Source organism: Cohnella sp. GbtcB17 (assembly GCF_019091135.1).
In the GTDB taxonomy this organism is placed as follows: domain Bacteria; phylum Bacillota; class Bacilli; order Paenibacillales; family Paenibacillaceae; genus Cohnella.
The window spans coordinates 1-24,929 of record NZ_JAGXJW010000082.1 but is presented as its reverse complement, the minus strand read 5'-3'; the positions used below and the strand labels follow the sequence as shown (position 1 = coordinate 24,929).

Sequence of the window (24,929 nt, the reverse complement as noted above, 5' to 3'; positions counted from 1 at the left end):
GCTTGTCCCGCCTGATCCGCGAGAAATGCGATTTTCTAATCTCCCTGCCGATGTTCGGCAAGCTCAACTCGCTCAACGCGTCGGTCGCCGCGGGCGTCATCCTCTACGAAGCCGTGCGCCAGCGGCTCGCGAAGCGCGGCGGCGGTCCGGGCAAGGGCGGCCATGCTTCGCCGTGAGGATGTCCTCATCGTCGACGGCTACAACATGATCGGCGCGTGGCCCGAGCTGGACCGCCTGAAGGCGACCCGGCTGGAGGACGCGCGCGATCGGCTGCTCGACATGCTGGCGGATTACCAGGGCTACCTGGGACTGAAGGTCGTCGTCGTATTCGACGCGTTTCGCGTGCCTGGCGTCGGAGCCAAGTTCAAGCAGCACCGGCTCGGCGTCGTGTACACCCGCGAGAAGGAAACGGCCGACGAATGCATCGAGCGACTCGTCGGCGAGGTGAAGTCCGTGCGGCGGGACGTGTACGTCGCCACCTCGGACCAGACCGAGCAGCACGTGGCGTTCGGCCGCGGCGCGCTGCGGCTGTCCGCGCGGGAGCTGCTGCTCGCGGTGGAAGAGAGCCGGCGCGAGATCGGCAAGACGATCCGCAAGGCGCCGCCGCCGAAGCGCAACCCGCTGGGCGGCGTCCTCAGCGACGACGTGGCGCGGGTCCTGGAGCAGTGGCGCCGGGGCGAGCGTGAGCCCGGCGATTCGGGCGGCAAGTCCTAGAGTCGTCGCGAACGGGGACCCGCTTCCCGCCATCGCAGGGACATTGCTGTATCCGAATATAGGCTGCAAGTCCGTTCGCCAAAACGCAAACATATGTCCGCATTGCCCAAAAGCCTTGAATTATAAGGGTTTTCTTCATTGACGCTATTGGTTTCATCAAGTATATTGGTAATAGTTTGGCAGGGAGATCCAGTTTGTATCCTTAATGTCTTGAAGCCGGAGGGATGACCGTGAGCGTCGACGTGAACGACCTTGTCACATACGAATACGACTTCAAGACCGACGAGGATATCGTCGAGTCGGTCCGCGCGGGCGATTCGGAGGCACTGGAATATCTGATTAATAAATATCGCAATTTCGTCCGGGCGAAGGCCCGTTCTTATTTTTTGATCGGCGCTGAGCGCGAGGACATCGTGCAGGAGGGCATGATCGGCCTGTACAAGTCGATCCGCGACTTCAAGGGGGACAAGCTGGCCTCCTTCAAGGCGTTTGCGGAGCTGTGCATCACGCGCCAGATCATTACCGCGATCAAGACCGCGACCCGGCAGAAGCATATTCCGCTCAATTCCTACGTTTCGCTGGACAAGCCGATTTACGACGAGGATTCCGACCGTACGCTGCTGGACGTCATCTGCGGCTCCCGCGTCTGCGATCCCGAGGAGATGATCATCAACCAGGAGGAGTTCTACGGTCTCGAGGACAAGATGTCCGAGATTCTGAGCGACCTGGAGCGCAAGGTGCTCATGCTCTACCTCGACGGACGTTCCTACCAGGAGATCGCCGTCGATCTCGATCGCCACGTCAAGTCCATCGACAATGCGCTTCAACGCGTGAAGCGCAAGCTCGAGCGTTACCTGGAGGTCAGGGATATCGGTCTTTAGGCTGGCCGAAGCCGTCGGCTACATAGCAGTGCGTACAGAGGCAGCGCCGGACGGCAGGCTGCTTTTTTTATTTTCGCAGGGGGCTGGGAACTCAGGTTTAAAGGATACGCTTGCGTGGCTAGAATAATAGAGAGCTCTGCGGCCAGGAGCCTGAAGCCACGTCCCGCAAACGGCGAGCATTGACTATCGTCAAGCTTTCTCGTTGACATTGCCTATGGGCTATGATAAATTACTTTAGTAACCTTAAGGTGGAGTTTTATGCGCAGCCCTGAATATGGTGTGATACGCCAGGTGTCGTTGTCGTACGTAACGGCTTAGGCGTATTAACCCGGATTCAATGTCTTTTTTTTTGTGATCTGGCACAGCCCGGGAGGTGGAACAGATGCGGGTAATCATCACTCTCGCTTGCACGAACTGCAAGCAGCGGAATTATGCGACGACCAAGAACAAGCGCACGCACTCCGATCGCATCGAACTGAAGAAGTTCTGCAAGTTCTGCAATGAGCACACGGCTCATCGCGAGACGCGCTAAGCTCTAGGAGGTTTTGGGACGTGACTTTCCTGGCCAAAATGAAACAGAGCTTTGGGTCCTTCACTTCGTTCTTTGCCGATAGTTGGAGTGAACTGAAGAAGGTCCGTTGGCCCAAACGTAAAGAGTTGGTCAGCTACACGCTGGTCGTTATCGTGACGGTCGCGATCGTTACGCTTTACTTCTGGGTGCTGGACGTCATCATTTCGCGCTTGATCGACCTCGTCATTTAACGCGGAACCCAAAGGTGGCTTTTCCGATGGAAAAAAGATGGTATGTAGTTCACACGTACTCCGGTTACGAGAACAAGGTTAAGACGAACCTGGAGAAGCGCGTGGAATCGATGGGCATGCAGGACAAGATCTTTCGCGTGCTCGTGCCCATGGAGGAAGAACTCGTCAACAAGGACGGCAAGAAAAAGACCGTGATGCGCAAAGTGTATCCGGGCTACGTCCTCGTCGAGATGATCCAGACGGACGATTCCTGGTACGTGGTCCGCAATACGCCCGGCGTTACCGGGTTTGTCGGATCGACCGGATCGGGATCGAAGCCAACCGCCCTGCTGCCCGAAGAAGTGGATCAGATTCTGAAACACATGGGCATGGAGGAGCCGAAGCCGGTCATCGACTTCGAATTGAAGGAAAATGTCCGCGTCAAGGTTGGGCCCTTCGCGAACTTCGTCGGGTCGGTCGAAGAGATCCTTCACGACAAGAGTAAGCTGAAGGTGCACGTCAACATGTTCGGCAGAGAAACCCCGCTTGAGCTGGATTACACTCAGGTGGAGAAGATATAATAGTCTGGCGGATGGGGGCGTACGCGCCGCCGCTCGCAGGTTTCTGGATTTGAGCGGGAGGGACCAAGCATCCCGTTATACCGCATTTTGAGCTGGAGGTGCAACAACATGGCAAAAAAGGTCATTAAAATGGTCAAGCTGCAGGTTCCTGCCGGTAAGGCTAACCCTGCGCCGCCTATCGGTCCCGCACTGGGTCAAGCAGGCGTTAACATCATGGCCTTCTGTAAGGAATTCAACGCGCGTACGGCTGACCAGGCAGGCCTGATCATTCCGGTCGTCATCACCGTATTCGAAGACCGTTCCTTTACGTTCGAGACGAAGACGCCGCCTGCGGCAGTACTGCTTCGCGTCGCTGCTGGCATCCCGAAGGGATCCGGCGAGCCGAACAAGAAGAAGGTCGCTACCGTCAAGCGCGCGAAGGTTCGCGAGATCGCCGAGCAGAAGATGCAGGATCTCAACGCGGCTTCCGTCGAAGCGGCTATGCGTATGGTCGAAGGTACGGCGCGCAGCATGGGCGTCGTCATCGAAGACTAATCACAGCGGACCTGATATAGGGATCGCGATCGCGCTTCGGACCTTCCTTGGGACGAAGAGCGAAGTGGGAGGAGACTTCCGTTACTACCACACAAGGAGGAGAACTACATGGCTAAGCACGGCAAGAAGTACCAAGAAGCCGCCAAGCTGATCGACCGCGACGCAACTTACGAAGCGGCCGAAGCGATCGAGCTTGTGAAGCAAGCGGCCAAGGCGAAGTTCGACGAGTCCGTCGAAGTCGCCGTCCGTCTCGGCGTCGATCCGAGAAAGCAAGACCAGAACGTACGCGGCGTCGTCGTCCTGCCTCACGGCACGGGCAAGACCCAGCGCGTGCTTGTATTCGCCAAGGGCGACAAGCTCAAAGAAGCCGAAGCCGCTGGCGCTGACTACGTCGGCGACACGGACCTCATCAACAAGATCCAGCAGGGCTGGTTCGAATTCGACGTCTGCGTAGCGACGCCGGATATGATGAGCGAAGTCGGCAAGCTCGGCCGTATTCTCGGCGGTAAGGGCCTCATGCCTAACCCGAAGGCCGGCACGGTTACGAACGACGTGACCAAGGCCGTCCAAGAGATCAAGGCCGGTAAGATCGAGTACCGTCTGGACAAGGCAGGCCAGATTCACGCTCCGATCGGCAAGGTATCCTTCGACTCGGCGAAGCTCGCCGACAACCTGAAGGCCCTGGTCGACGCGCTGAACCGCGCCAAGCCATCCGCTGCCAAGGGCGTATACCTGAAGAACATCTCGATCTCCTCGACGATGGGCCCGGGCGCGCGTCTGAACGTAGCTGCATTCCGTCTCTAATCGCCAGTCTTTGGCGGTTGACAGACAGAAGCGGACGTGTTACTTTAATCAAGTTGAATATTGATACCGTAGACCGTAGGTGCCGCGAGGCTTAATTTCCTACCGAGGTGTGTGCATACATTCGTTACCGTCCTTGCCTGGCAGGGGTGCGTAAGATTAATGTAACGTCATGCCTCCGCGATGTCTGCGGGGGCATTTTTAATGCCTTCGTGCAAGGCGATAGCCTTATAGACGATCGATACGGTGAAGTCCTACGACCAGGAGGTGTACGAAATGGCAAATGCAAAGATTATCGAAGCCAAGCAGCTGGAAGTCGAAGCGATCGCTGCCAAGCTGAAGTCCAGCGCGAGCACGGTTGTTGCCGATTACCGCGGCCTGAACGTCGCTCAAGTGACCGAACTTCGCAAGCGTCTGCGTGAAGCCGGCATCGAGTTCCAAGTGTTGAAGAACTCGCTCGTCAGCCGCGCTGCGGCTAGCGTCGAGCTTAGCGAACTGGATGCCGTCCTGACGGGTCCTACCGCTGTAGCGTTCAGCTCTACGGACGTCGTTGCCGCCGCGAAGATCCTGAACGACTTCGCGAAGAAGAACGATGCGCTTAAGCTCAAAGGCGGCGTCATCGAAGGTCGCTTTATCGATGCTGTTCAAGTTAAGGCACTGGCGGACCTGCCTTCCCGCGAAGGCTTGCTGTCCATGCTCCTCAGCGTCCTGCAAGCGCCGATCCGCAACTTCGCGCTGGCCGTCAAGGCGGTCGCCGAGAAGAACGAAGCAAGCGCATAAGACGAACGCTCCGGTATACGGGGCGCGCGGATTTAAACACCAACAAATCATCTAATTTAACGGAGGTACTACCATGAGCAAAGAGTCCATCTTGGAAGCCATCAAAGGCATGAGCGTCCTGGAACTGAACGACCTGGTCAAGGCAATCGAAGAAGAATTCGGCGTAACTGCTGCAGCTCCAGTTGCAGTCGGTGGCGGCGCTGGCGCTGCTGCTGAAGTCGAAGAGCAAACGGAATTCGACGTTGTCCTGCTCGAAGCTGGCGCTTCGAAGATCAACGTTATCAAGGTTGTCCGTGAAATCACGGGTCTCGGCCTGAAAGAAGCGAAGGACGTTGTCGACAACGCTCCGAAGCCGATCAAAGAAAAAGTGGCTAAAGACGAAGCTGACGCTGTTAAGGCTAAGCTCGAAGAAGCCGGCGCTAAGGTCGAAGTTAAGTAATTTGGCCTGACCATTGAAATACAAACCCCTTGAAGCTTGTCTTCGAGGGGTTTGTGCATGAAAGGGGACGAGGAGATGGCTGATCATTATTACACGCAGCAGCCCAGCGCGCGCAGCGATCGCAAAAAAATCGAGGCCGTGCTTCGCGGACAGAAGCTTCAGTTCGTCTCCGACTCCGGCGTGTTCTCGCGGGACGGGGTGGACTACGGCAGCCGGGTGCTTATCGAGCATGTCGAGCTGGAGACGGAAAACCGCGTGCTAGACGTGGGCTGCGGCTACGGTCCGATCGGCCTGACGGCGGCCCGCCTGGTGCCGCGAGGACATGTGACGATGCTGGACGTGAACGAACGGGCCGTCGCGCTCAGCCGGGAAAACGCCGCGCTGAACGGCATCGGCAACGTGGACGTTCAGGTCAGCGATCTGTACGAAGCGGTGGGCGGCAGGACGTTTGACGTCATCCTGTCCAATCCGCCGATCCGTGCGGGGAAGGCGATCGTGCACCGCATACTCGAAGAAGCGGCCGCGCACTTGAATCCGGGCGGATCGCTTTGGATCGTCATTCAGAACAAGCAAGGCGCGCCGAGCGCGAGAGCGAAGCTCGAAGCATGCTTTGGCGAAGATCAAGTCACTGAAGTGGGAAAAGACAAAGGATACCGCGTTTACAGAGCGGTCAAGGCCTAAAGTTTTCAGGCGGCGCGGGGGCGGCGCCGCAATGTTGTTGTTCAGCCCTTTTTAACGACTGCAATTCGCGTTTGACCTCCTTGGGCGCTTGTGGTACTATTAGAAGATGTAAGATTTAAGATGGGCTAGTTGTCTGTATGTGGAGAAGTTGTTCGATTAGCGCCATTCAGAGGAATAAAAATACGCCGTTTGGCGTATATTGGGTGAATGGGCTGGATACGAGTGCCATTGTGCCTCCGATTGGGGCATAGGGGCTTTTATTTGTTTGCCGCTGTGATTTTGCATGCACATTGCGCTTCTTGCGTCCTTCCGCTGCTATTTTACCCAATTTCCGCGTTTTATCATACCGTAGGGTTCCCCGCGGGACGGCTGCCTCTGCTAGTGCTGGAGAGAGGATCTCGCTCCGCTACCATATGCTTCACAGTAGACTGAAGGGGTGAGGATAAGTTGGCAGGACATCTTGTTCAGTATGGTCGCCGCACCAGACGCAGTTATGCCCGCATTCATGAGGTGCTGGACATTCCGAACCTGATCGAGATCCAGCAGCAATCGTACCAGAAGTTCCTGGACGACGGGCTGCGCGAGATCTTCCAGGACATCTCTCCGATCTCGGACTTCACGGGCAACCTCGTGCTCGAGTTCGTCGATTACAGCCTTGGAGAGCCGAAGTATTCGGTCGACGAATCCAAGGAGCGCGACGTGACGTATGCGGCTCCGCTGCGCGTCAAGGTTCGCCTTCTCAACAAGGAGACGGGCGAAGTCAAGGAGCAGGAAGTGTTCATGGGCGACTTCCCGCTCATGACGGAGACCGGCACGTTCATCATCAACGGCGCCGAGCGCGTCATCGTCAGCCAATTGGTACGTTCGCCTAGTGTCTACTACAGCACCAAGGTCGACAAGAACGGCAAGAAGACGTATACCGCGACGGTCATTCCGAACCGCGGCGCTTGGCTCGAGCTTGAGACGGACGCCAAGGACATCATCTATGTCCGCATCGACCGCACGCGCAAGATTCCGGTCACCGTGCTGCTTCGTGCGCTCGGCTTCGGCATGGACGCCGAGATTCTGGACTTGCTCGGTCAGGACGAGTTCATCCGCAATACGCTCGAGAAGGACAACACCGACTCTACCGAGAAGGCGTTGATCGAGATCTACGAGCGCCTGCGTCCGGGCGAACCGCCGACGCTGGAGAATGCGCGCAGCCTGCTGATCGCCCGCTTCTTCGATCCGAAGCGCTACGACCTGGCTAACGTCGGCCGCTACAAGATCAACAAGAAGCTTCATATCAAGAACCGTCTGTTCAACCAGCGTCTCGCGGAGACGCTCGTCGATCCTTCGACCGGCGAGATCATCGCCGAATCGGGACAGGTCATCGATCGCCGTCTGCTCGACCAGATCCTCCCGATGCTGGAGAAGAACGTCGGCTTCAAGAACTACCGCGTCACCGGCGGCGTCAACGAGGCGGAGGACATTCCGCTGCAGAGCATTCTCGTGCATTCGCCTGTCGAAGAAGGCAAGGTCGTCAAGATTATCTCCAACGGCATCATCGACAAATCGGTGAAGCACATCACGCCGGCGGACATTATCTCGTCCATCAATTACTTCATCGATCTGCTGCACGGCATCGGCAGCACCGACGATATCGACCACCTGGGCAATCGTCGTCTTCGTTCGGTCGGCGAGCTGCTGCAGAACCAGTTCCGCATCGGCCTGTCGCGGATGGAGCGCGTTGTGCGCGAGCGGATGTCGATCCAGGACCAGAACGCGATCACGCCGCAGGCACTGATCAACATTCGTCCGGTCATTGCGGCGATCAAGGAATTTTTCGGTTCGTCCCAGCTGTCGCAGTTCATGGACCAGACGAATCCGCTTGCCGAGCTGACGCACAAGCGCCGTCTGTCCGCGCTCGGTCCGGGCGGTCTGACGCGGGAACGCGCGGGCTTCGAAGTGCGCGACGTACATCCGTCCCACTACGGCCGCATGTGTCCGATCGAGACGCCTGAAGGTCCGAACATCGGTCTGATCAACTCGCTGTCCACGTTCGCGCGGATCAACGAGTACGGCTTCATCGAAGCGCCGTACCGCAAGGTCGATCACGATACCGGCATCGTTACCGAAGAGATCGTCTACATGACCGCGGACGAAGAAGACAACTACATCATCGCCCAAGCGAACGCCCAGCTCACCGAAGAGGGCAAGTTCGCCGACGATATGGTCATCGTCCGTTACAACAAGCAAGCGGACAACATCCTGACGATGCCGTGCGACCGCGTCGACTACATGGACGTATCGCCGAAGCAAGTCGTGTCCGTCGCGACCGCGATGATCCCGTTCCTCGAGAACGACGACTCCAACCGCGCGCTGATGGGTTCGAACATGCAGCGTCAAGCGGTGCCGCTGCTCGTCCCGGATTCGCCGTACGTCGGCACGGGCATGGAGCACAAGGCCGCCAAGGACTCGGGCGTCTGCGTCGTCTCCAAGTACGACGGTGTCATCGAGCGCGTCACGGCCAACGAGATCTGGCTGCGCCGCGTCGAGCTGCTCGACGGCAAGGAAGTCAAGGGCGACGTCATCAAATACAAGCTGCAAAAGTTCATGCGTTCGAACCAAGGCACTTGCATCAACCAGCGCCCGATCTGCCGCAAGGGCGACATCGTCAAGAAGGGCGACATCCTCGCCGACGGTCCGTCCACGGATACCGGCGAACTGGCGCTCGGACGCAACGTCGTCGTCGCGTTCATGACGTGGGAAGGCTACAACTACGAGGATGCGATCCTGCTCTCCGAGAAGCTCGTGAGAGAAGACGTCTACACCTCGATTCATATTGAGGAATACGAGTCCGAAGCGCGCGACACGAAGCTCGGACCGGAAGAGATCACGCGCGACATCCCGAACGTCGGCGAAGACGCGCTCCGCAACCTCGACGAGCGCGGCATCATCCGCGTCGGCGCCGAGACCAGCGCGGGCGACATCCTCGTCGGCAAGGTCACGCCGAAGGGTGTCACCGAGTTGACCGCGGAAGAGCGTCTCCTGCACGCGATCTTCGGCGAGAAGGCGCGCGAAGTGCGCGACACCTCGCTCCGCGTACCGCACGGCACCGACGGCATCGTCGTCGACGTCAAAGTGTTCACGCGGGAAAACGGCGACGAACTGCCGCCGGGCGTCAACCAGCTCGTGCGCGCTTATATCGCGCAAAAGCGGAAGATCTCCGAAGGCGACAAGATGGCCGGGCGCCACGGCAACAAGGGCGTCATCGCGCGCATCCTGCCCGAGGAAGACATGCCGTTCTTGCCGGACGGCACGCCGGTCCAGGTCGTCCTGAACCCGCTGGGCGTACCGTCGCGGATGAACATCGGTCAAGTGCTCGAGGTTCACCTCGGCATGGCCTGCCGCTACCTCGGCATTCGTGCCGCGACGCCGGTATTCGACGGCGCGCGCGAGCACGACGTGTTCGACACGATGGAAGAAGCCGGCATGCAGCGCAACGGCAAGACGAAGCTGTTCGACGGCCGCACGGGCGAGCCGTTCGAGCGCGAAGTCACCGTCGGCGTTCTGTATATGATCAAGCTCGCGCACATGGTCGACGACAAGATCCATGCGCGCTCTACGGGCCCGTACTCGCTCGTAACGCAGCAGCCGCTGGGCGGTAAAGCCCAATTCGGCGGCCAGCGCTTCGGGGAGATGGAAGTGTGGGCGCTCGAAGCCTACGGCGCGGCCTATACGCTGCAAGAAATTCTGACCGTGAAGTCCGACGACGTCGTCGGCCGCGTGAAGACGTACGAATCGATCGTCAAGGGCGAGAACGTCCCTGAACCTGGCGTGCCGGAATCGTTCAAGGTCTTGATCAAGGAGCTTCAGAGCCTTGGCATGGACGTGAAGATTCTGTCGGGCGACGAGCAGGAGATCGAGATGAAAGAGATCGACGACGAAGACGATACGACCGGCGACAAGCTGAACTTGAACCTGGAAGGCTCCGAAGTCGGCGCCGAGTAAGATCGTCATGCGAAGGACCGGACCGCGCGCGGGGCGCGCGGCTCCCGGTCTTGCGCATCGCCGACGCGGATACCTGAACATCGTCACGACCGTTCGTCCATCGCAACGTAATCCGAGCCACGATGAAGGAGGGCTTGCTCCTTGTTAGACGTTAACAATTTTGAGTTTATGAAGATCGGGCTGGCTTCCCCGGACAAGATCCGTTCTTGGTCCAGAGGCGAAGTCAAGAAGCCCGAGACGATTAACTACCGTACCCTGAAGCCGGAAAAGGAAGGCCTGTTCTGCGAAAAGATTTTCGGGCCGACCAAGGACTGGGAGTGCCACTGCGGCAAGTACAAGCGCGTCCGCTACAAGGGCGTCGTGTGCGACCGCTGCGGCGTCGAAGTCACCCGCGCCAAGGTTCGCCGCGAGCGTATGGGCCATATCGAGCTCGCCGCGCCGGTTTCGCATATCTGGTACTTCAAAGGCATTCCGAGCCGCATGGGCCTCGCCCTCGACATGTCGCCGCGTTCGCTCGAAGAGATCATCTACTTCGCGTCGTACGTCGTGACGGATCCGGGCGACACGCCGCTTGAAAAGAAGCAGCTCCTGTCGGAGAAGGAATACCGCAGCTACCGCGAGAAGTACGGCTACGCGTTCAGCGCCGGCATGGGCGCCGAAGCGGTGAAGAAGCTGCTGCAGGACATCGATCTCGACCGCGAGCTCGATATGCTGAAGGAAGAGCTGCGCACGGCCCAAGGCCAGCGCCGCAACCGCGCGATCAAGCGACTTGAAGTCATCGAGTCGTTCCGCAATTCCGGTAACCTGCCGGACTGGATGATTCTCGACGTGCTGCCGGTCATCCCGCCGGAGCTTCGTCCGATGGTACAGCTCGACGGCGGCCGCTTCGCGACGTCCGACCTGAACGACCTGTACCGCCGCGTCATCAACCGGAACAACCGTCTGAAGCGTCTGCTCGACCTGGGCGCGCCGGACATCATCGTGCAGAACGAAAAGCGGATGCTCCAGGAAGCCGTCGACGCCCTGATCGACAACGGCCGCCGCGGCCGTCCGGTCACGGGTCCCGGCAACCGTCCGCTCAAGTCCCTCAGCCATATGCTGAAGGGCAAGCAAGGCCGCTTCCGTCAGAACCTGCTCGGCAAGCGCGTCGACTATTCCGGCCGTTCCGTTATCGTCGTCGGACCGGACCTGAAGATGTACCAATGCGGTCTGCCGAAGGAAATGGCGCTCGAGCTGTTCAAGCCGTTCGTCATGAAGGAGCTCGTGCTCAAGGGCCAGGCGCACAACATCAAGAGCGCGAAGCGCAAAGTCGAACGCGTCAGCCCTGAAGTTTGGGACGTGCTTGAAGAAGTGATCAAGGAGCACCCGGTTCTGCTGAACCGTGCGCCTACGCTTCACCGTCTCGGCATCCAGGCGTTCGAACCGATTCTGGTCGAAGGCCGCGCGATCAAGCTGCACCCGCTCGTCTGTACGGCTTACAACGCCGACTTCGACGGCGACCAGATGGCCGTGCACGTGCCGCTGTCCGCCGAAGCCCAAGCCGAAGCGCGCCTGCTCATGCTGGCGTCCGGCAACATCCTGAACCCGAAGGACGGCAAGCCTGTCGTCACGCCTTCGCAGGATATGGTTCTCGGCTGCTACTACTTGACCATGGACAACAAGGACGCGCACGGCGCGGGCATGCGCATCTCCGAAGTGAACGAAGCCGTATCCGCGTACCAACGCGGCGCAGCCGACCTTCACGCGCGCGTCATCATTCCGGTCAAGGCGCTCGGCAAGAAGACGTTTAACGAAAAGCAGCAGGAAGCGCTGCTCGTGACGACGATCGGCAAGATCATCTTCAACGAGATTTTCCCGGATACGTTCCCGTACATCAACGAGGCGACGAAGGACAATCTGCTGAAGGGCACGCCCGAGAAGTATTTCATCTACGACAAGGGCGCGAACATCGACGAGATCATTCAGTCCATCCCGACGCCGGGCGCAGTAGGCAAGGAATATCTCGGCCATATCATCGGCGAGTGCTTCCGCATCTACCATACGATGAAGACGTCGATCATTCTCGACGACATCAAGCAGCTCGGCTTCACCTACTCGACTCGCGCAGGCATCACCGTTGCCGTGTCGGATGTCATCGTACCGGTGGAGAAGGTCGAGATCCTGAAGAAATCCGACGAAGCCGTCAGGACGATATCGAACCAGTATCGTCGCGGTCTGATCACGGACGCCGAGCGTTACGATCGCGTCATCGACATCTGGTCGAAGACGAAGGACGAGATTACGGAAGTGCTCATGAAGTCGATGGACCGCTACAACTCCATCATGCTCATGGTCGACTCCAAGGCGCGGGGCAACAAATCGCAGATCACCCAGCTGGGCGGCATGCGGGGTCTGATGGCGACGCCGTCGGGCCGAATCTTCGAACTCCCGATCAAGTCGAACTTCCGCGAAGGCCTGACGGTCCTCGAGTACTTCATCTCGACGCACGGCGCGCGCAAAGGTCTGGCCGATACGGCGCTTCGTACCGCCGACTCGGGCTACCTGACCCGCCGTCTCGTCGACGTCGCGCAGGACGTCATCGTCCGCGAAGAAGATTGCGGCACGGATAAGGGCATCATCGTCAGCCGCATCGAGGACGGCAAGGAAGTCATCGAGGAGCTGTTCGACCGGATCGAAGGACGCTATGCGTTCGAGACGATCCGCCATCCGGAGACCGGCGAGATCATCGTCGGCCGCAACGATCTGATCGACACGCCGAAGGCGGAAGAACTGATCCGTGCCGGCGTGCAGAAGCTGCAAATCCGCTCCGTGCTGAGCTGCCGCGCCCGCCATGGCGTGTGCAAGATGTGCTACGGACGCAACCTGGCAACGGGCAAGAAGGTCGAGATCGGCGAAGCGGTCGGCATCATCGCCGCTCAATCGATCGGCGAACCGGGCACCCAGCTGACGATGCGTACGTTCCACACCGGCGGCGTTGCCGGAGACGACATCACCCAAGGTCTTCCGCGTATCCAGGAGCTTTTCGAAGCCCGGAATCCGAAGGGCCAGGCGGTCATCTCCGAGATCGACGGCGTCGTCAAGGAAATTCGCGAGACGAAGGATCGCCGCGAGATCGAAGTGCAGGGGGATGCCGAGACAAAGGTATATCCTGTCACTTACGGCTCCCGTATCCGCGTCTACGAAGGTCTGCACATCGAGGCCGGCGACGAGCTCACCGACGGTTCGATCGATCCGAAGGAAATGCTCCGGATCAAGGGCGTACGCGGCGTGCAGAACTACATTCTGCAGGAAGTTCAGCGCGTATACCGGAACCAGGGCGTTGAAATCAACGACAAGCACGTCGAAGTCATGATCAAGCAAATGCTTCGCAAGATCCGGATCGTCGATCCGGGAGACACGACGCTGCTGCCTGGCTCGTTCGTCGACGTGCATGAATACGAAGCCGCGAACCGCGAAGCGATCTTCGCAGGCAACGAGCCTGCGGTCGCGCGTCCGGTCCTGCTCGGCATCACGAAGGCGTCGCTCGAGACCGACTCGTTCCTCTCGGCCGCGTCCTTCCAGGAGACGACCCGCGTCCTCACCGACGCAGCCATCAAGGGCAAAGTCGACCGTCTGCTCGGCCTGAAGGAGAATGTCATCATCGGCAAGCTCATTCCGGCGGGCACGGGGATGTCGCGCTACCGCAACATCCGCGTCGTCGACCCGACCGAAGAAGGCTACGAAGACGAAGCGGAGCTGGAGCCGGTATCGGCGGACTAATGCGCCGTGGCACCTTCTAACGCTCCACGCAAGCTATGCAACGCGAACTGCCGGGCAGCTGCCCGGCAGTTTTTTTGTTCTCCGGGGCTCCCATGTTCAAACCGAAAGCAGGAGTTAACCTGACGGGGTGTTTACGAAACCCTAAAACAACGGGTAAACTCTAGGAAAAGCCCTAAGCCGAATAAAAGGAAGGCTGCTATGTCTCATGCGTTCAGCTTGCAGATAAGAGCCGGCGGGCAAGGAGGCCGAACTGCCGTGAAAAATGCGAAAGCAGCCGCTGCGCTGCTGATTTGCCAATTCATCTTTGTCCTGCTTATTGTCCCTTGGGTAGTTGTCGCCCTGACGTCCTTTATCGCTTTGGATTCCCCGGACTCCATCATTGATACTTGGCCGACTGCGATTATCGTATTTTACTGGGCTTATCCGATCGCGCTAATCGTCAGTATGGTCGTCAGCTGGGCGCTGTACCACAAGCGCAGATTCAAAGGCGCGCTCTGGTGGGGCTTCATTCCGGTCATTTGGCTGCTGGCGGCCGTTTATGTCGTCTTTTTTCTGGACGCCTTCTAAATGCCGCAAGAGAAGGGATATCCCGTATTTCTTGCGAGACCTCTGCAACCTGTTCGCCTCCTTCTTCATGAAGCGAGGGGAACGGGTTTTTTAACGTGCCGCGTTTGTTCACATGTGAATAGAAGGAGATCGCCGCACGCTTGTCCACGGGGATATCCTTCGGAAAGGAATGTCCGCCTGTGAATAAGTGAGAAAAGCTTGAACGCCCCCCAATATTTCCACAAACTGCGCACAAGTTCGGGATAAATTCGCTCGAATTGTGAATAAACGCATTGTGAAACGGACTTTAATTTTAATAGTATAAATAGAAAGGTCCGTTAAAGAACGGGAGTGAAGGCTTTGAATTCGAACGTCATACTCCGTCTTGTGCAGGCGAGCAAAAGTTTGAAAGGAAAAACGGTGCTTAACCGCGTATCGCTGGAATTGAGCAGGGGAGAGACGGTGGCGGTCACCGGGCCCAACGGCTCGGGCAAGACGACGCTGCTCAAGCTGTTGGCAGGCCTCTCCGCGCCATCTTCCGGCAAAAGAGAAGTGAGCGGAGCGGGCGAGGGCGGCACCCTTGTCATCGGGTATGCGCCCGACCATCTTCCGAAGCTCAAATTCACGGCTCGCGAATATTTGAACCATATGGGCTCGATTCGAGGGCTGGATGCCGCGACGAGGACGAGGAGAATCGAGGAGCTGCTCCAGCTGGTGGACTTGCGCGACAAGCCGGGACAGCAAATGAAGTTTTTCTCGAAGGGTATGCTGCAAAAAGTGAATCTCGTACAGGCGCTGCTGGGCGATCCTGAGCTGCTCCTGCTGGACGAGCCGATCGGCGGACTCGATGAAGAAGCGCAAGGCGCGCTGGCTTCCCTGCTGCTGCGACTGAGGCAAAAAGGAACCGCGATCGTCGTGGCGAGCCACGAGCAAGCGCTGGTCGATCAATGGGCGAACCGGGTGATGACGATATCGGATGGGCAGGTTCGGTCGGTCGCCGCGCCAGCCGGCCTGGAGGAAGGGAAGCGCTGGCGCCGTATTGTGTGTCAATGGCCGCAGGAAAAAGCGGAAGACGCAAAGACGTTTGCAATTTGGCCGGGAATGCTGCGATGCCGGACCGAGAGACGGCAAGCCGTTTACTGGACCGAGCCTGCAAGCAGCGATGCGCTGCTGCGGGAGCTGCTGGAGGCGGGAGCCTCCGTCGAATCGGTCACGATAGGGTCGGGGAGGATGATGTAACGCGTGCTGTCGCTGGCTCGATATCATTTATCGTACTATACGAGGTCCTATCGCTACTTAGCTCCGTTAATTGCATACGTCGGATTCCTGCTGTTCATTTACACGATATCGCCGAATCCGGTCTTGGAAAGCTTTGCTTTCTCATCCGTCTGGTTGTTTGTCATATCGGCATGGATCGTATGGGGCTTTGCCGATCTGGAGCCGGAAGCTTCGCAAGCGGTGACGGCTTCGCATGCCGGCAGCGCCGCCGCCTACCACGCGTCCAAGCTGATGCTGATGGCGGCAGTCGGCTTGCTGCTCACGCTGTTTGCCGTCTTGTACCCGGCGCTTGCCGGGAAGCTGGAACGCGGGCCTTATCCAGAGGAATGGCTCGCGGCTGTCGCCGTGCATGCTGCCATGTTCCTGCTTGGCATGGGCGTCGCGCTCTGGTTCACGGAACGAGGTTTAGGCAGGTCCGCGGCTTCGTTGCCGGCCTTGATCGGCATACTCGTCTTGTCGTTGGCATCTGGCAAAGCGGTCGCCCAGCTCCCGGACAGCCTGGCGTTCCTGCGCTGGCTGCTGCCGCCTGCGGGCATCCTGTCCGAGGCGTTGATCGGGCTGGAGCGCGATTCCACAGGGTCAGCGCTCGGCGTTGTTTTGTATGCGGTTGCATTTGCGATGCTCCTGTGCGGAGGCTTCGTCTCTCGGGCGGCGGCTAAAAAGTTTTAGCGTTAAATGCAGGTGTTGCGCCTATTTTTCATTGACAAAATAGGCGTAACCCCCTAAAGTAATGATAAACGTTATCATTGATAATGATTATCATTAATATTTGGGGGCAAATGCAAAATGGACAGACCGACCAATACGTATTTAAGCGCCAACAAATTCGGCAAAAGCATGCTGATCGCTGCATGGTTTATGGTCGCCGCTTTTGCGCTGGCCGCTTGCGGTAGCAACAATAACGGCAGCAATGCTTCGCAAGTCTCGGGCAGCTCCGCTGCAGCGACGACCAGCGCGTCGGCGAGCGAATCCGCGAGTCCTTCCTCAAGTTCGACTGCAGCGGCGCAGACCGGTACGATTACATACCAGTCCGAAGCGGGCCCGATCGAAGTGCCCGCCCAACCTCAGCGCGTCGTCGTCCTGTCCGGCTACACGGGCGATGTGCTCCAGCTCGGCGTGCCGCTCGTGGGCGTCGATTCGTGGTCGCTGAACAATCCGCGTTTTGCAGAGAAGCTTCAAGGCGTGACCCAGGTGTCCGACGAGGACGTGGAAAAAATCATCGAGCTGTCGCCCGACCTCATCATCGGATCCTCCGACAGCAAAAACCAGGATAAGCTGAAGCAGATCGCGCCGCTCGTCACCTATACGTACAATAAGGTCGACTATCTGACGCAGCATCTGGAGATCGGGAAGGCGCTGAACAAGGAGAAGGAAGCACTGGCCTGGATCGACGATTTCAAGAAGCGGGCGGCGGAAGCCGGCGAGCAAATCAAGGCGAAGATCGGAGCCGACGCCACCGTCTCGGTTTTCGAAGCGTACGAAAAGGAAGTATACACGTTCGGCGACGCATGGGGGCGGGGGACCGAGATTTTGTTCCAGCTGATGGGTCTCAACATGCAGCCCAAGGTCAAAGAAGCCACCGCGAAGGACGGCTACTTCACGCTCTCGGCGGAAGTGCTGCCCGACTATGCCGGCGATTACGTCATCCTCAGCAAGGATCCTGGAGCTGATCCAGCCTTCCAACAGACCGCTACATACAAGAATATGCCGGCGGTAAAAAACAATCGCGTGTACGAAGTCGATTCGCGGACGTTCTACTTTAACGACGCCATGACGCTGGAATGGCAGCTTGCGTTTTTTAAAGAAAAGTTTCTCGGCAACTGACGGTCCTTCGTACGCACCGGGAATTTCGCTAACGCGCGGAGTTCCCTTTCCTATTTTGATATAGAAAGCGGAGCGGCTCATGAATTCGAACAAAAAAATGAATTTTGTCATGGCCATCGTCGGTGGATTCATAGCGCTGGCTTGCATGTTCGCAGTGTCGATGGTGTTCGGCGCCAAAGATACGTCCCTTCGCGACGTATGGCTCGCATTGACCACGCATGCGGCGGGAGACCAGCTCACCGTCCTTCGCGAGCTTCGTCTTCCCCGCGAGACCGCAGCCATGATCGTCGGGGCGGCGCTTGGCGTAGCCGGCGCAGCGATGCAAGGCTTGACGCGCAATCCGCTGGCGGATCCGGGTCTGATCGGCTTGTCCTCGGGCGCGAACGCGGCGCTGGCGTTCACGATGGCGTTAATGCCCGCCGTCGGCTACTTCGGCACGATGGTCGCCTGCTTCATCGGCGCCGGGATCGGCGCTTGCCTGGTGCTGGGCATCGGCGCGTCGCGAAGAGGAGGGATGTCGCCGATTCGGATGGTGCTCGCCGGATCGGCCGTGTCCTTGTTTTTGTATGCCGTGGCGGAAGGCATCGGTCTTGCCTTTAAAATTTCGAAAAGCGTATCGATGTGGACGGCGGGCGGCCTCATCGGCACGACCTGGCAGCAGATCGTCACGATCTCGCCGTTCATCGCGGCGGGAATCGCGGCGGCCATCGTATTGGGCAAAGCGCTCACCTTGCTCAGCGCCAACGAAGAAGCCGCGATCGGCCTCGGACTGCGCACCGGGCAGATCAAATTCATCTTATACGCCGCGGTCATCGTGCTGACGGGCGCGTCCGTCGCGCTGATCGGCAACATGGCGTTCGTCGGCCTGATGATCCCGCATATCGTGCGGTTCATCGTCGGCACGGACTACCGCAAAGTGGTGCCGATGTCGGCGGTCGTCGGCGCGCTCTTCATGCTCGCCGCGGACACGATCGCGCGCAATGCAATCGCGCCGTACGAGGCGCCGATGGCTTCCATTATCGCGATCATGGGGCTGCCATTCTTCCTGTTTATCGTGCGCAAAGGAGTGAAGACCACCCCATGACCGACGCTCGTTCGATTCGCAAGCAACGCGTGTTGCTCTTGGCGCTGGCCGCGCTTATTCTGCTGACCGTCGTCATAAGCCTGGGATTGGGCTCGTCTTCCGTTTCCTACGAAAGAATCCTGCCGACGCTGCTTGGGCATGGGGCGTTCAAGGAGGAGTTCGTCCTGTTCGATCTCCGCCTGCCTCGCATATGCATCGTCCTGGCGGCCGGCATGTCGCTCGCTTTGTCGGGCTCCATCCTGCAGGGCGTGACGAACAACGATCTGGCCGATCCCGGCATCCTCGGCATCAACTCGGGAGCGGGACTTGGCGTTGCGGTAAGCTTCCTGCTCATCCCGGCCGAGCCGGGCGCCTTCGTCTACGTCATTCCCGTGTCGGCGTTTATCGGCGCGCTTCTGACGGCGATTCTGCTTTACGCCTTCTCCTATAGCCGCGAATCCGGGCTCCATCCCATGCGGCTCGTCCTGACGGGCATCGGCTTTTCGCTCGCGTTTGCCGGGCTGATGGTGTTCATCACGTCCGCGGTCGATATTTACAAAGTCGACTTCATCTCCCGCTGGCTGGCCGGCAACGTGTGGGGGACCGATTGGACCTTCTTATGGGCACAGCTGCCGTGGCTGTTCGTACTTTTGCCTTACGCGATGTACAAATCCAACGCACTGAACCTACTGTCGCTGAACGACGCGACCGCCGTAGGCAGCGGCGTCCGGATCTCTTGGGATCGCGGCCTGCTGCTGCTCGCGGCAGTGGCGCTGGCGGCTTCCGCGGTCGCCATCACCGGCGGTATCGCGTTCGTGGGCTTGATGGCGCCGCATATTGCGAAGTCGCTGGTCGGCCCGAGGTTCCAGCGCTTCGTACCGGTAGCCGTGCTGATCGGAGGATTTCTCTTGCTGCTGGCCGACACGATCGGCCGGAACGTGGCGGGGCCGGAAGGAATCGCGGCCGGCATCGTCGTTTCTTTTATCGGGGCGCCTTATTTTATTTACTTGCTGCTCAAGCGCGCCTGAGCCCTGCCGGTAAAAAGTACAGATGGCTTTCTTGACACTGCCAGGCCGAGGTGTTAAGATAGCCTATGTGTGTGCCCGACGTGGTGGATTTTGATCGTTTCGTGGGAGTTGTTATGATGGACTTGAAGGCTCATCATCTTGCGAACAACGTCAAAGTCGGCACCAAGCAGACGACCAAGATGGTAGAACAAGGCAAGGCCATCGGCGTCTATGTCGCGCAAGATGCAGATTCGCGCCTGATCGGCCGCATCGCGCAGTTATGCCAGCAGCGCGGCGTTCCCCTGACAGAGGTGAGCACCATGCGCGAGCTCGGCAGACAGTGCGGGATCGATGTCGGCACAGCGATGGCTGTGGTAGTAGAGAGAGCATGAACCGGGACCTTACCGCGCTTCTCATTTGGGGAGTTCAGCGGATGGACCCTTTCGTTTTTCTCAAAATGAACCGCCTGGATCTGTGGGCTTCGCGCCGCGGGAACCGGTAGCCGTTAGTTTATGCAAGGCAATCATGGGAAGGGGGTGGCAACATGCCAACAATTAACCAGCTCGTCCGCAAGGGTCGCGAGCCTAAGGTGGTCAAGTCCAAGTCTCCTGCACTGCAAAAGGGATTCAACGCCCTGAAGCGCATCGAGACCGACCTGAGCGCTCCTCAAAAGCGCGGCGTATGCACGCGCGTAGGCACGATGACGCCGAAAAAACCGAACTCCGCACTTCGTAAGTATGCGCGTGTACGTCTGACGAACCGCGTAGAAGTTACGGCTTACATTCCGGGTATCGGTCACAACCTGCAAGAGCACAGCGTCGTTCTGATTCGCGGCGGCCGGGTCAAGGACCTTCCGGGCGTACGTTATCACATCGTTCGCGGCGCGCTCGACACCGCAGGCGTCAACAACCGCAAGCAAGCTCGTTCCAAGTACGGCACGAAGCGCGCTAAGGTGAAGAAGTAAGATTAATTCTGCCGGAACATTTCGGCTTTATCATTGATATGGGAAAGGAGGAACTCAAGTGCCACGTAAAGGACCAGTACCGAAGCGGGACGTGCTCCCGGATCCGGTCTACAACAGCAAGCTCGTCACTCGCCTCGTCAACCGCATCATGATCGACGGCAAGAAGGGCGTAGCTCAGCAGCTGCTTTACAATGCGTTCACGCTGATTCAAGAGCGTTCGGGCAAGGATCCGATGGAAGTTTTCGAAGCTGCCATCAAGAACATCATGCCTGTGCTCGAGGTCAAGGCTCGCCGGGTAGGCGGCGCCAACTACCAAGTTCCGATCGAAGTCAAGCCGGAGCGCCGCACGTCCCTTGGACTGCGCTGGCTCGTCAACTACTCCCGCAACCGCGGTGAGAAGACGATGGAAGAGCGTCTGGCGGCCGAGATTCTCGACGCCTCGAACAACACCGGCGCTGCCGTCAAGAAGCGCGAAGACACGCACAAGATGGCTGAAGCCAACAAAGCGTACGCCCACTACCGCTGGTAATCCCGCGGACACTAGGGAACGAAAGGAGACAAATGCATGGCTAGGGAGTTCTCCTTGCAAAATACGCGCAACATCGGCATCATGGCGCATATCGATGCGGGCAAGACGACCACGACCGAGCGGATTCTGTTCTATACCGGCCGTGTCCACAAGATCGGCGAAGTGCACGAAGGCGCCGCTACGATGGACTGGATGGAGCAAGAGCAAGAGCGCGGCATCACGATCACGTCTGCCGCGACGACCGCTCAATGGAAGGGTCACCGCATCAATATTATCGACACACCGGGACACGTTGACTTTACGGTCGAGGTCGAGCGTTCGCTGCGCGTATTGGACGGGGCAGTCGGCGTATTTAGCGCCAAAGAAGGCGTAGAACCTCAGTCCGAGACGGTATGGCGTCAAGCCGACCGTTACGGCGTTCCGCGCATCGCTTACGTGAACAAGATGGACATCATCGGCGCAGACTTCCTGAACGTCGTATCCGATATGCGTTCGCGTCTGCAAGCCAACGCTGTCGCCATCCAGCTTCCGATCGGCGCCGAGAACGGCTTCGTCGGCATGGTCGACCTCATCGAACGGGTCGCTTATGTCTACGAGGACGATCTGGGCAAGGATCCGAAGAAAGCCGAGATTCCGGCCGATCTGGCGGATCAAGTCGAAGAACTTCGTCTTGAGCTCGTCGAGAAGGTCGCCGAACTTGACGACGATCTGATGGCGAAGTATCTTGAAGGGGAAGAACTGTCGGTCGCCGAGATCAAGGCAGCTCTTCGCAAGGGCGTCGTGGAAGTTCGTATCTTCCCGGTCGTCTGCGGCTCTTCTTACCGCAACAAAGGCGTTCAGCCGATGCTGGACGCAGTCGTCGACTTCCTCCCGGCTCCGATCGACGTCCCCGCTATCAAGGGCACGACCGAAGACGGCGAAGAGACGGTTCGTCATTCTTCGGACACCGAGCCGTTCTCGGCGCTGGCGTTCAAGATCATGACCGACCCGTTCGTCGGCAAGCTGACGTTCTTCCGCGTTTACTCCGGCGTCCTGAACTCCGGTTCGTACGTCATCAACGCGACGAAGAACAAGCGTGAGCGTATCGGACGTATTCTGCAGATGCACGCGAACAGCCGTCAAGAAATCAGCGTCGTCTACTCCGGCGATATCGCCGCAGCAGTCGGCCTGAAGGACACGACGACCGGCGACACGCTGTGCGACGAGAAAAATCCGGTAATCCTCGAATCGATGAACTTCCCGGAACCGGTTATCCAGCTTGCGGTCGAGCCTAAGACCAAGGCCGACCAAGACAAGATGGGTATCGCGCTCCAGAAGCTCGCCGAAGAAGATCCGACCTTCCGCGCGCACACGGACGAAGAGACTGGCCAGACGATCATCGCCGGCATGGGCGAGCTTCACCTGGAAATTCTCGTCGACCGCATGCTTCGCGAATTCAAGGTCGAGACGAACGTGGGCAAGCCGCAAGTCGCTTACCGCGAGACGTTCAAGCAAGCTGCGAAGGTCGAAGGCAAGTTCGTTCGTCAATCCGGCGGCCGCGGCCAATACGGCCACTGCTGGATCGAGTTCGAACCGCTCGAAGCCGGCTCCGGCTTCGTGTTCGAGAACAAGGTTGTCGGCGGCGTCGTTCCGCGCGAATACATCGCGCCGGTACAAGCCGGTATCGAAGAGTCCATGAAGAACGGCGTTCTCGCCGGCTTCCCGCTCGTCGATATCAAAGCGACGATCTTCGACGGTTCGTACCACGACGTCGACTCGAACGAAATGGCGTTCAAGATCGCCGGTTCGATGGCCCTTAAGGCCGCCAAGGACAAGTGTGCTCCTGTCCTGCTCGAGCCGATCATGAAGGTCGAAGTAACCGTTCCGGAAGAGTACATGGGCGATGTCATGGGCATGCTCAGCTCCCGCCGCGGACGCATCGAAGGCAGCGACACCCGTCACGGTGCGCTCATCGTTCGCGCCAAGGTGCCGCTGGCTGAGATGTTCGGCTACTCCACCGTTCTTCGTTCCGGTACGCAGGGCCGTGGCGTATTCTCCATGGAACTGTCGCACTACGAAGAAGTACCGCGTTCCATCTCCGAAGAGATCATCTCCAAGAGCAAGGGCGCGTAAGTTTACGGGCATTCGGACGAGCCGCGGGGCGTGAAGTCTCCGGCTTCGTCCTCCCTATAAAATGGCTTTACTAACAAGGAGGAGAAAAGATCCATGGCAAAGGCTAAATTTGAACGTAACAAACCGCACGTTAACATCGGTACGATCGGCCACGTCGACCACGGCAAAACGACGCTGACTGCTGCCATCACGACGGTTCTGTCCAAGAAGTACGGCGGCGCAGCCGTTGCGTTCGACCAAATCGACAAGGCTCCAGAAGAGCGCGAGCGCGGTATCACGATCTCCACGGCTCACGTTGAATACGAAACGCCTAACCGTCACTATGCACACGTTGACTGCCCTGGACACGCCGACTATGTCAAGAACATGATCACCGGCGCTGCTCAAATGGACGGCGCGATCCTGGTTGTATCCGCTGCTGACGGCCCTATGCCGCAAACGCGCGAGCACATCCTGCTCTCCAAGCAAGTAGGCGTTCCTTACATCGTCGTATTCCTGAACAAGTGCGACATGGTTGAAGACGAAGAACTCCTCGAGCTGGTTGAAATGGAAGTTCGCGACCTGCTGAACGAGTACGAGTTCCCTGGCGACGACACGCCGATCATCCGCGGCGCTGCTCGCGAAGCTCTGCAAAATCCTGACGGCCCTTGGGCTGACAAGATCGTTGAGCTGTTCGAACAAGTCGACACCTACATCCCGCAACCTGAGCGCGACGTAGCTAAGCCGTTCCTGATGCCTGTCGAGGACGTGTTCACGATCACGGGCCGCGGTACGGTTGCTACCGGCCGTGTAGAACGCGGTACGATCAAGATCGGCGACGAAATCGAAATCATCGGTCTCGTTGAAGATTCCCGCAAGTCCGTCGTAACGGGCGTTGAAATGTTCCGCAAGCTGCTTGACTCCGCTCAAGCCGGCGACAACATCGGCGCACTGCTTCGCGGCGTTGACCGTAAGGACATCGAGCGCGGTCAAGTTCTGGCTAAGCCGGGTTCGGTTAAGCCGCACACGGAATTCACGGCTCAAATCTACGTCCTGACCAAAGAAGAAGGCGGCCGTCACAAGCCTTTCTTCACGGGCTACCGTCCGCAGTTCTACTTCCGCACGACGGACGTTACGGGCATCATCAACCTGCCGGAAGGTACTGAGATGGTTATGCCTGGCGACAACATCACCGTTACCGTTCAACTGATCGCTCCGATCGCTGTTGAAGAAGGCACTCGCTTCTCCATCCGCGAAGGCGGCCGTACGGTTGGCGCCGGCGCTGTCGCTACGATCCAAAAGTAATTTCTTTTACTTAAAGAAGACCTTATCGAGCTTAATCGCTCGGTAAGGTCTTTTTGCGCTATGGCGTATACGCAAAAATGTATCCGAGCAGTTACGATGGCGAGTGGACGCTGGCGGACTTCCGGATGACTTTCAAGCGGTCAAACAAGTGTCCGAACAACCGCTCGCCTCCGTGCAAGAGATCGCGGGTTCTGCCGATCAGCTTTGATCGCTGGCTGCCGAATTGAACGAAGCCGTTGGCCGGTTCCACAGTGATCTATTTATATAGAAGAAACACGATGAACGAACGTCTTGGACGGGGACGCAAGCGCGCGTATCCATGCATAGAAATATGCTTCTTAAAAAATGTATAGAAATTTGTTGCATTGGCCCAGGCGAATCGCTATAATAGTGAATGTTGGTCTGCGACTGTGCGATG

24 protein-coding genes and 1 other annotated feature are annotated in these 24,929 nt (G+C 58.4%); all 24 genes read left to right on the top strand.

What is annotated here, in order from left to right:
- On the top strand, positions 1-176 hold a 176-nt coding region (locus KVT38_RS30395; RefSeq protein ID WP_306795372.1), incomplete at its 5' end, for a TrmH family RNA methyltransferase.
- On the top strand, positions 163-714 hold the full coding sequence (locus KVT38_RS30390; protein ID WP_217597502.1) for an NYN domain-containing protein: 552 nt from the start codon (positions 163-165) through the stop codon (positions 712-714). The genes KVT38_RS30395 and KVT38_RS30390, both read left to right, overlap by 14 nt.
- A 230-nt stretch (positions 715-944) precedes the next feature.
- Positions 945-1,595, top strand: a complete 651-nt coding sequence (gene sigH, locus KVT38_RS30385; protein ID WP_217597501.1) for an RNA polymerase sporulation sigma factor SigH — start codon at positions 945-947, stop codon at positions 1,593-1,595.
- Positions 1,596-1,977: 382 nt separating this feature from the next.
- Positions 1,978-2,127, top strand: coding sequence for a 50S ribosomal protein L33 (gene rpmG / locus KVT38_RS30380; RefSeq protein WP_090117937.1), 150 nt, complete (start codon positions 1,978-1,980; stop codon positions 2,125-2,127).
- 20 nt (positions 2,128-2,147) lie between these two features.
- Entirely contained in the window at positions 2,148-2,357 is a 210-nt protein-coding gene (secE, locus tag KVT38_RS30375) for a preprotein translocase subunit SecE (protein WP_217597500.1), read from the top strand.
- A 26-nt stretch (positions 2,358-2,383) separates the two neighbouring features.
- Positions 2,384-2,917, top strand: a complete 534-nt coding sequence (gene nusG / locus KVT38_RS30370; protein WP_217597499.1) for a transcription termination/antitermination protein NusG — start codon at positions 2,384-2,386, stop codon at positions 2,915-2,917.
- A 108-nt stretch (positions 2,918-3,025) separates the two neighbouring features.
- A complete protein-coding gene (gene rplK / locus KVT38_RS30365) occupies positions 3,026-3,451 on the top strand; it encodes a 50S ribosomal protein L11 (protein WP_090117934.1) in 426 nt (141 codons plus the stop codon).
- 108 nt (positions 3,452-3,559) lie between these two features.
- Positions 3,560-4,255: a 50S ribosomal protein L1 gene (rplA, locus tag KVT38_RS30360; RefSeq protein ID WP_217597498.1), complete on the top strand. Its 696-nt coding sequence runs from the start codon at positions 3,560-3,562 to the stop codon at positions 4,253-4,255.
- A gap of 48 nt (positions 4,256-4,303) precedes the next feature.
- Positions 4,304-4,464 (top strand) — a sequence feature (ribosomal protein L10 leader region).
- 64 nt (positions 4,465-4,528) lie between these two features.
- The gene (rplJ, locus tag KVT38_RS30355) at positions 4,529-5,032 is read left to right on the top strand and encodes a 50S ribosomal protein L10 (RefSeq protein WP_217597497.1); all 504 of its coding nucleotides are present in this window, start codon (positions 4,529-4,531) and stop codon (positions 5,030-5,032) included.
- A 73-nt stretch (positions 5,033-5,105) separates the two neighbouring features.
- Positions 5,106-5,471 (top strand): 50S ribosomal protein L7/L12, encoded by a 366-nt coding sequence (rplL, locus tag KVT38_RS30350; protein ID WP_217597496.1) that lies wholly within the window; start codon positions 5,106-5,108, stop codon positions 5,469-5,471.
- 75 nt (positions 5,472-5,546) lie between these two features.
- On the top strand, positions 5,547-6,152 hold the full coding sequence (locus KVT38_RS30345) for a class I SAM-dependent methyltransferase (RefSeq protein WP_217597495.1): 606 nt from the start codon (positions 5,547-5,549) through the stop codon (positions 6,150-6,152).
- 447 nt (positions 6,153-6,599) lie between these two features.
- Positions 6,600-10,145 carry a DNA-directed RNA polymerase subunit beta gene (gene rpoB, locus KVT38_RS30340; RefSeq protein WP_217597494.1) on the top strand — a complete coding sequence of 1,182 codons (3,546 nt, stop codon included), beginning with the start codon at positions 6,600-6,602 and terminating at the stop codon, positions 10,143-10,145.
- A gap of 141 nt (positions 10,146-10,286) precedes the next feature.
- A complete protein-coding gene (rpoC, locus tag KVT38_RS30335; protein ID WP_217597493.1) occupies positions 10,287-13,904 on the top strand; it encodes a DNA-directed RNA polymerase subunit beta' in 3,618 nt (1,205 codons plus the stop codon).
- 255 nt (positions 13,905-14,159) lie between these two features.
- Positions 14,160-14,471 (top strand): hypothetical protein, encoded by a 312-nt coding sequence (locus KVT38_RS30330; RefSeq protein ID WP_217597492.1) that lies wholly within the window; start codon positions 14,160-14,162, stop codon positions 14,469-14,471.
- Positions 14,472-14,810: 339 nt separating this feature from the next.
- A complete protein-coding gene (locus KVT38_RS30325; RefSeq protein ID WP_217597491.1) occupies positions 14,811-15,689 on the top strand; it encodes an ATP-binding cassette domain-containing protein in 879 nt (292 codons plus the stop codon).
- 3 nt (positions 15,690-15,692) lie between these two features.
- Positions 15,693-16,397: a hypothetical protein gene (locus KVT38_RS30320; protein WP_217597490.1), complete on the top strand. Its 705-nt coding sequence runs from the start codon at positions 15,693-15,695 to the stop codon at positions 16,395-16,397.
- 168 nt (positions 16,398-16,565) lie between these two features.
- Complete coding sequence (locus KVT38_RS30315; RefSeq protein ID WP_483298207.1) at positions 16,566-17,552, top strand: iron-hydroxamate ABC transporter substrate-binding protein; 987 nt, start codon at positions 16,566-16,568, stop codon at positions 17,550-17,552.
- 79 nt (positions 17,553-17,631) lie between these two features.
- Positions 17,632-18,636 carry a FecCD family ABC transporter permease gene (locus tag KVT38_RS30310; protein WP_217597489.1) on the top strand — a complete coding sequence of 335 codons (1,005 nt, stop codon included), beginning with the start codon at positions 17,632-17,634 and terminating at the stop codon, positions 18,634-18,636.
- Positions 18,633-19,643, top strand: coding sequence for a FecCD family ABC transporter permease (locus KVT38_RS30305; RefSeq protein ID WP_217597488.1), 1,011 nt, complete (start codon positions 18,633-18,635; stop codon positions 19,641-19,643). The genes KVT38_RS30310 and KVT38_RS30305 overlap by 4 nt, the downstream gene beginning before the upstream one ends.
- 113 nt (positions 19,644-19,756) lie before the next feature.
- Positions 19,757-20,014: a L7Ae/L30e/S12e/Gadd45 family ribosomal protein gene (locus tag KVT38_RS30300; RefSeq protein WP_483298206.1), complete on the top strand. Its 258-nt coding sequence runs from the start codon at positions 19,757-19,759 to the stop codon at positions 20,012-20,014.
- A gap of 152 nt (positions 20,015-20,166) precedes the next feature.
- Positions 20,167-20,586: a 30S ribosomal protein S12 gene (rpsL, locus tag KVT38_RS30295; protein ID WP_090117921.1), complete on the top strand. Its 420-nt coding sequence runs from the start codon at positions 20,167-20,169 to the stop codon at positions 20,584-20,586.
- A 58-nt stretch (positions 20,587-20,644) separates the two neighbouring features.
- A complete protein-coding gene (gene rpsG / locus KVT38_RS30290; RefSeq protein WP_090117920.1) occupies positions 20,645-21,115 on the top strand; it encodes a 30S ribosomal protein S7 in 471 nt (156 codons plus the stop codon).
- Positions 21,116-21,151: 36 nt separating this feature from the next.
- A complete protein-coding gene (gene fusA / locus KVT38_RS30285; RefSeq protein WP_217597487.1) occupies positions 21,152-23,227 on the top strand; it encodes an elongation factor G in 2,076 nt (691 codons plus the stop codon).
- 93 nt (positions 23,228-23,320) lie between these two features.
- A complete protein-coding gene (tuf, locus tag KVT38_RS30280; RefSeq protein WP_217597486.1) occupies positions 23,321-24,511 on the top strand; it encodes an elongation factor Tu in 1,191 nt (396 codons plus the stop codon).
- Positions 24,512-24,929 lie beyond the last annotated feature (418 nt).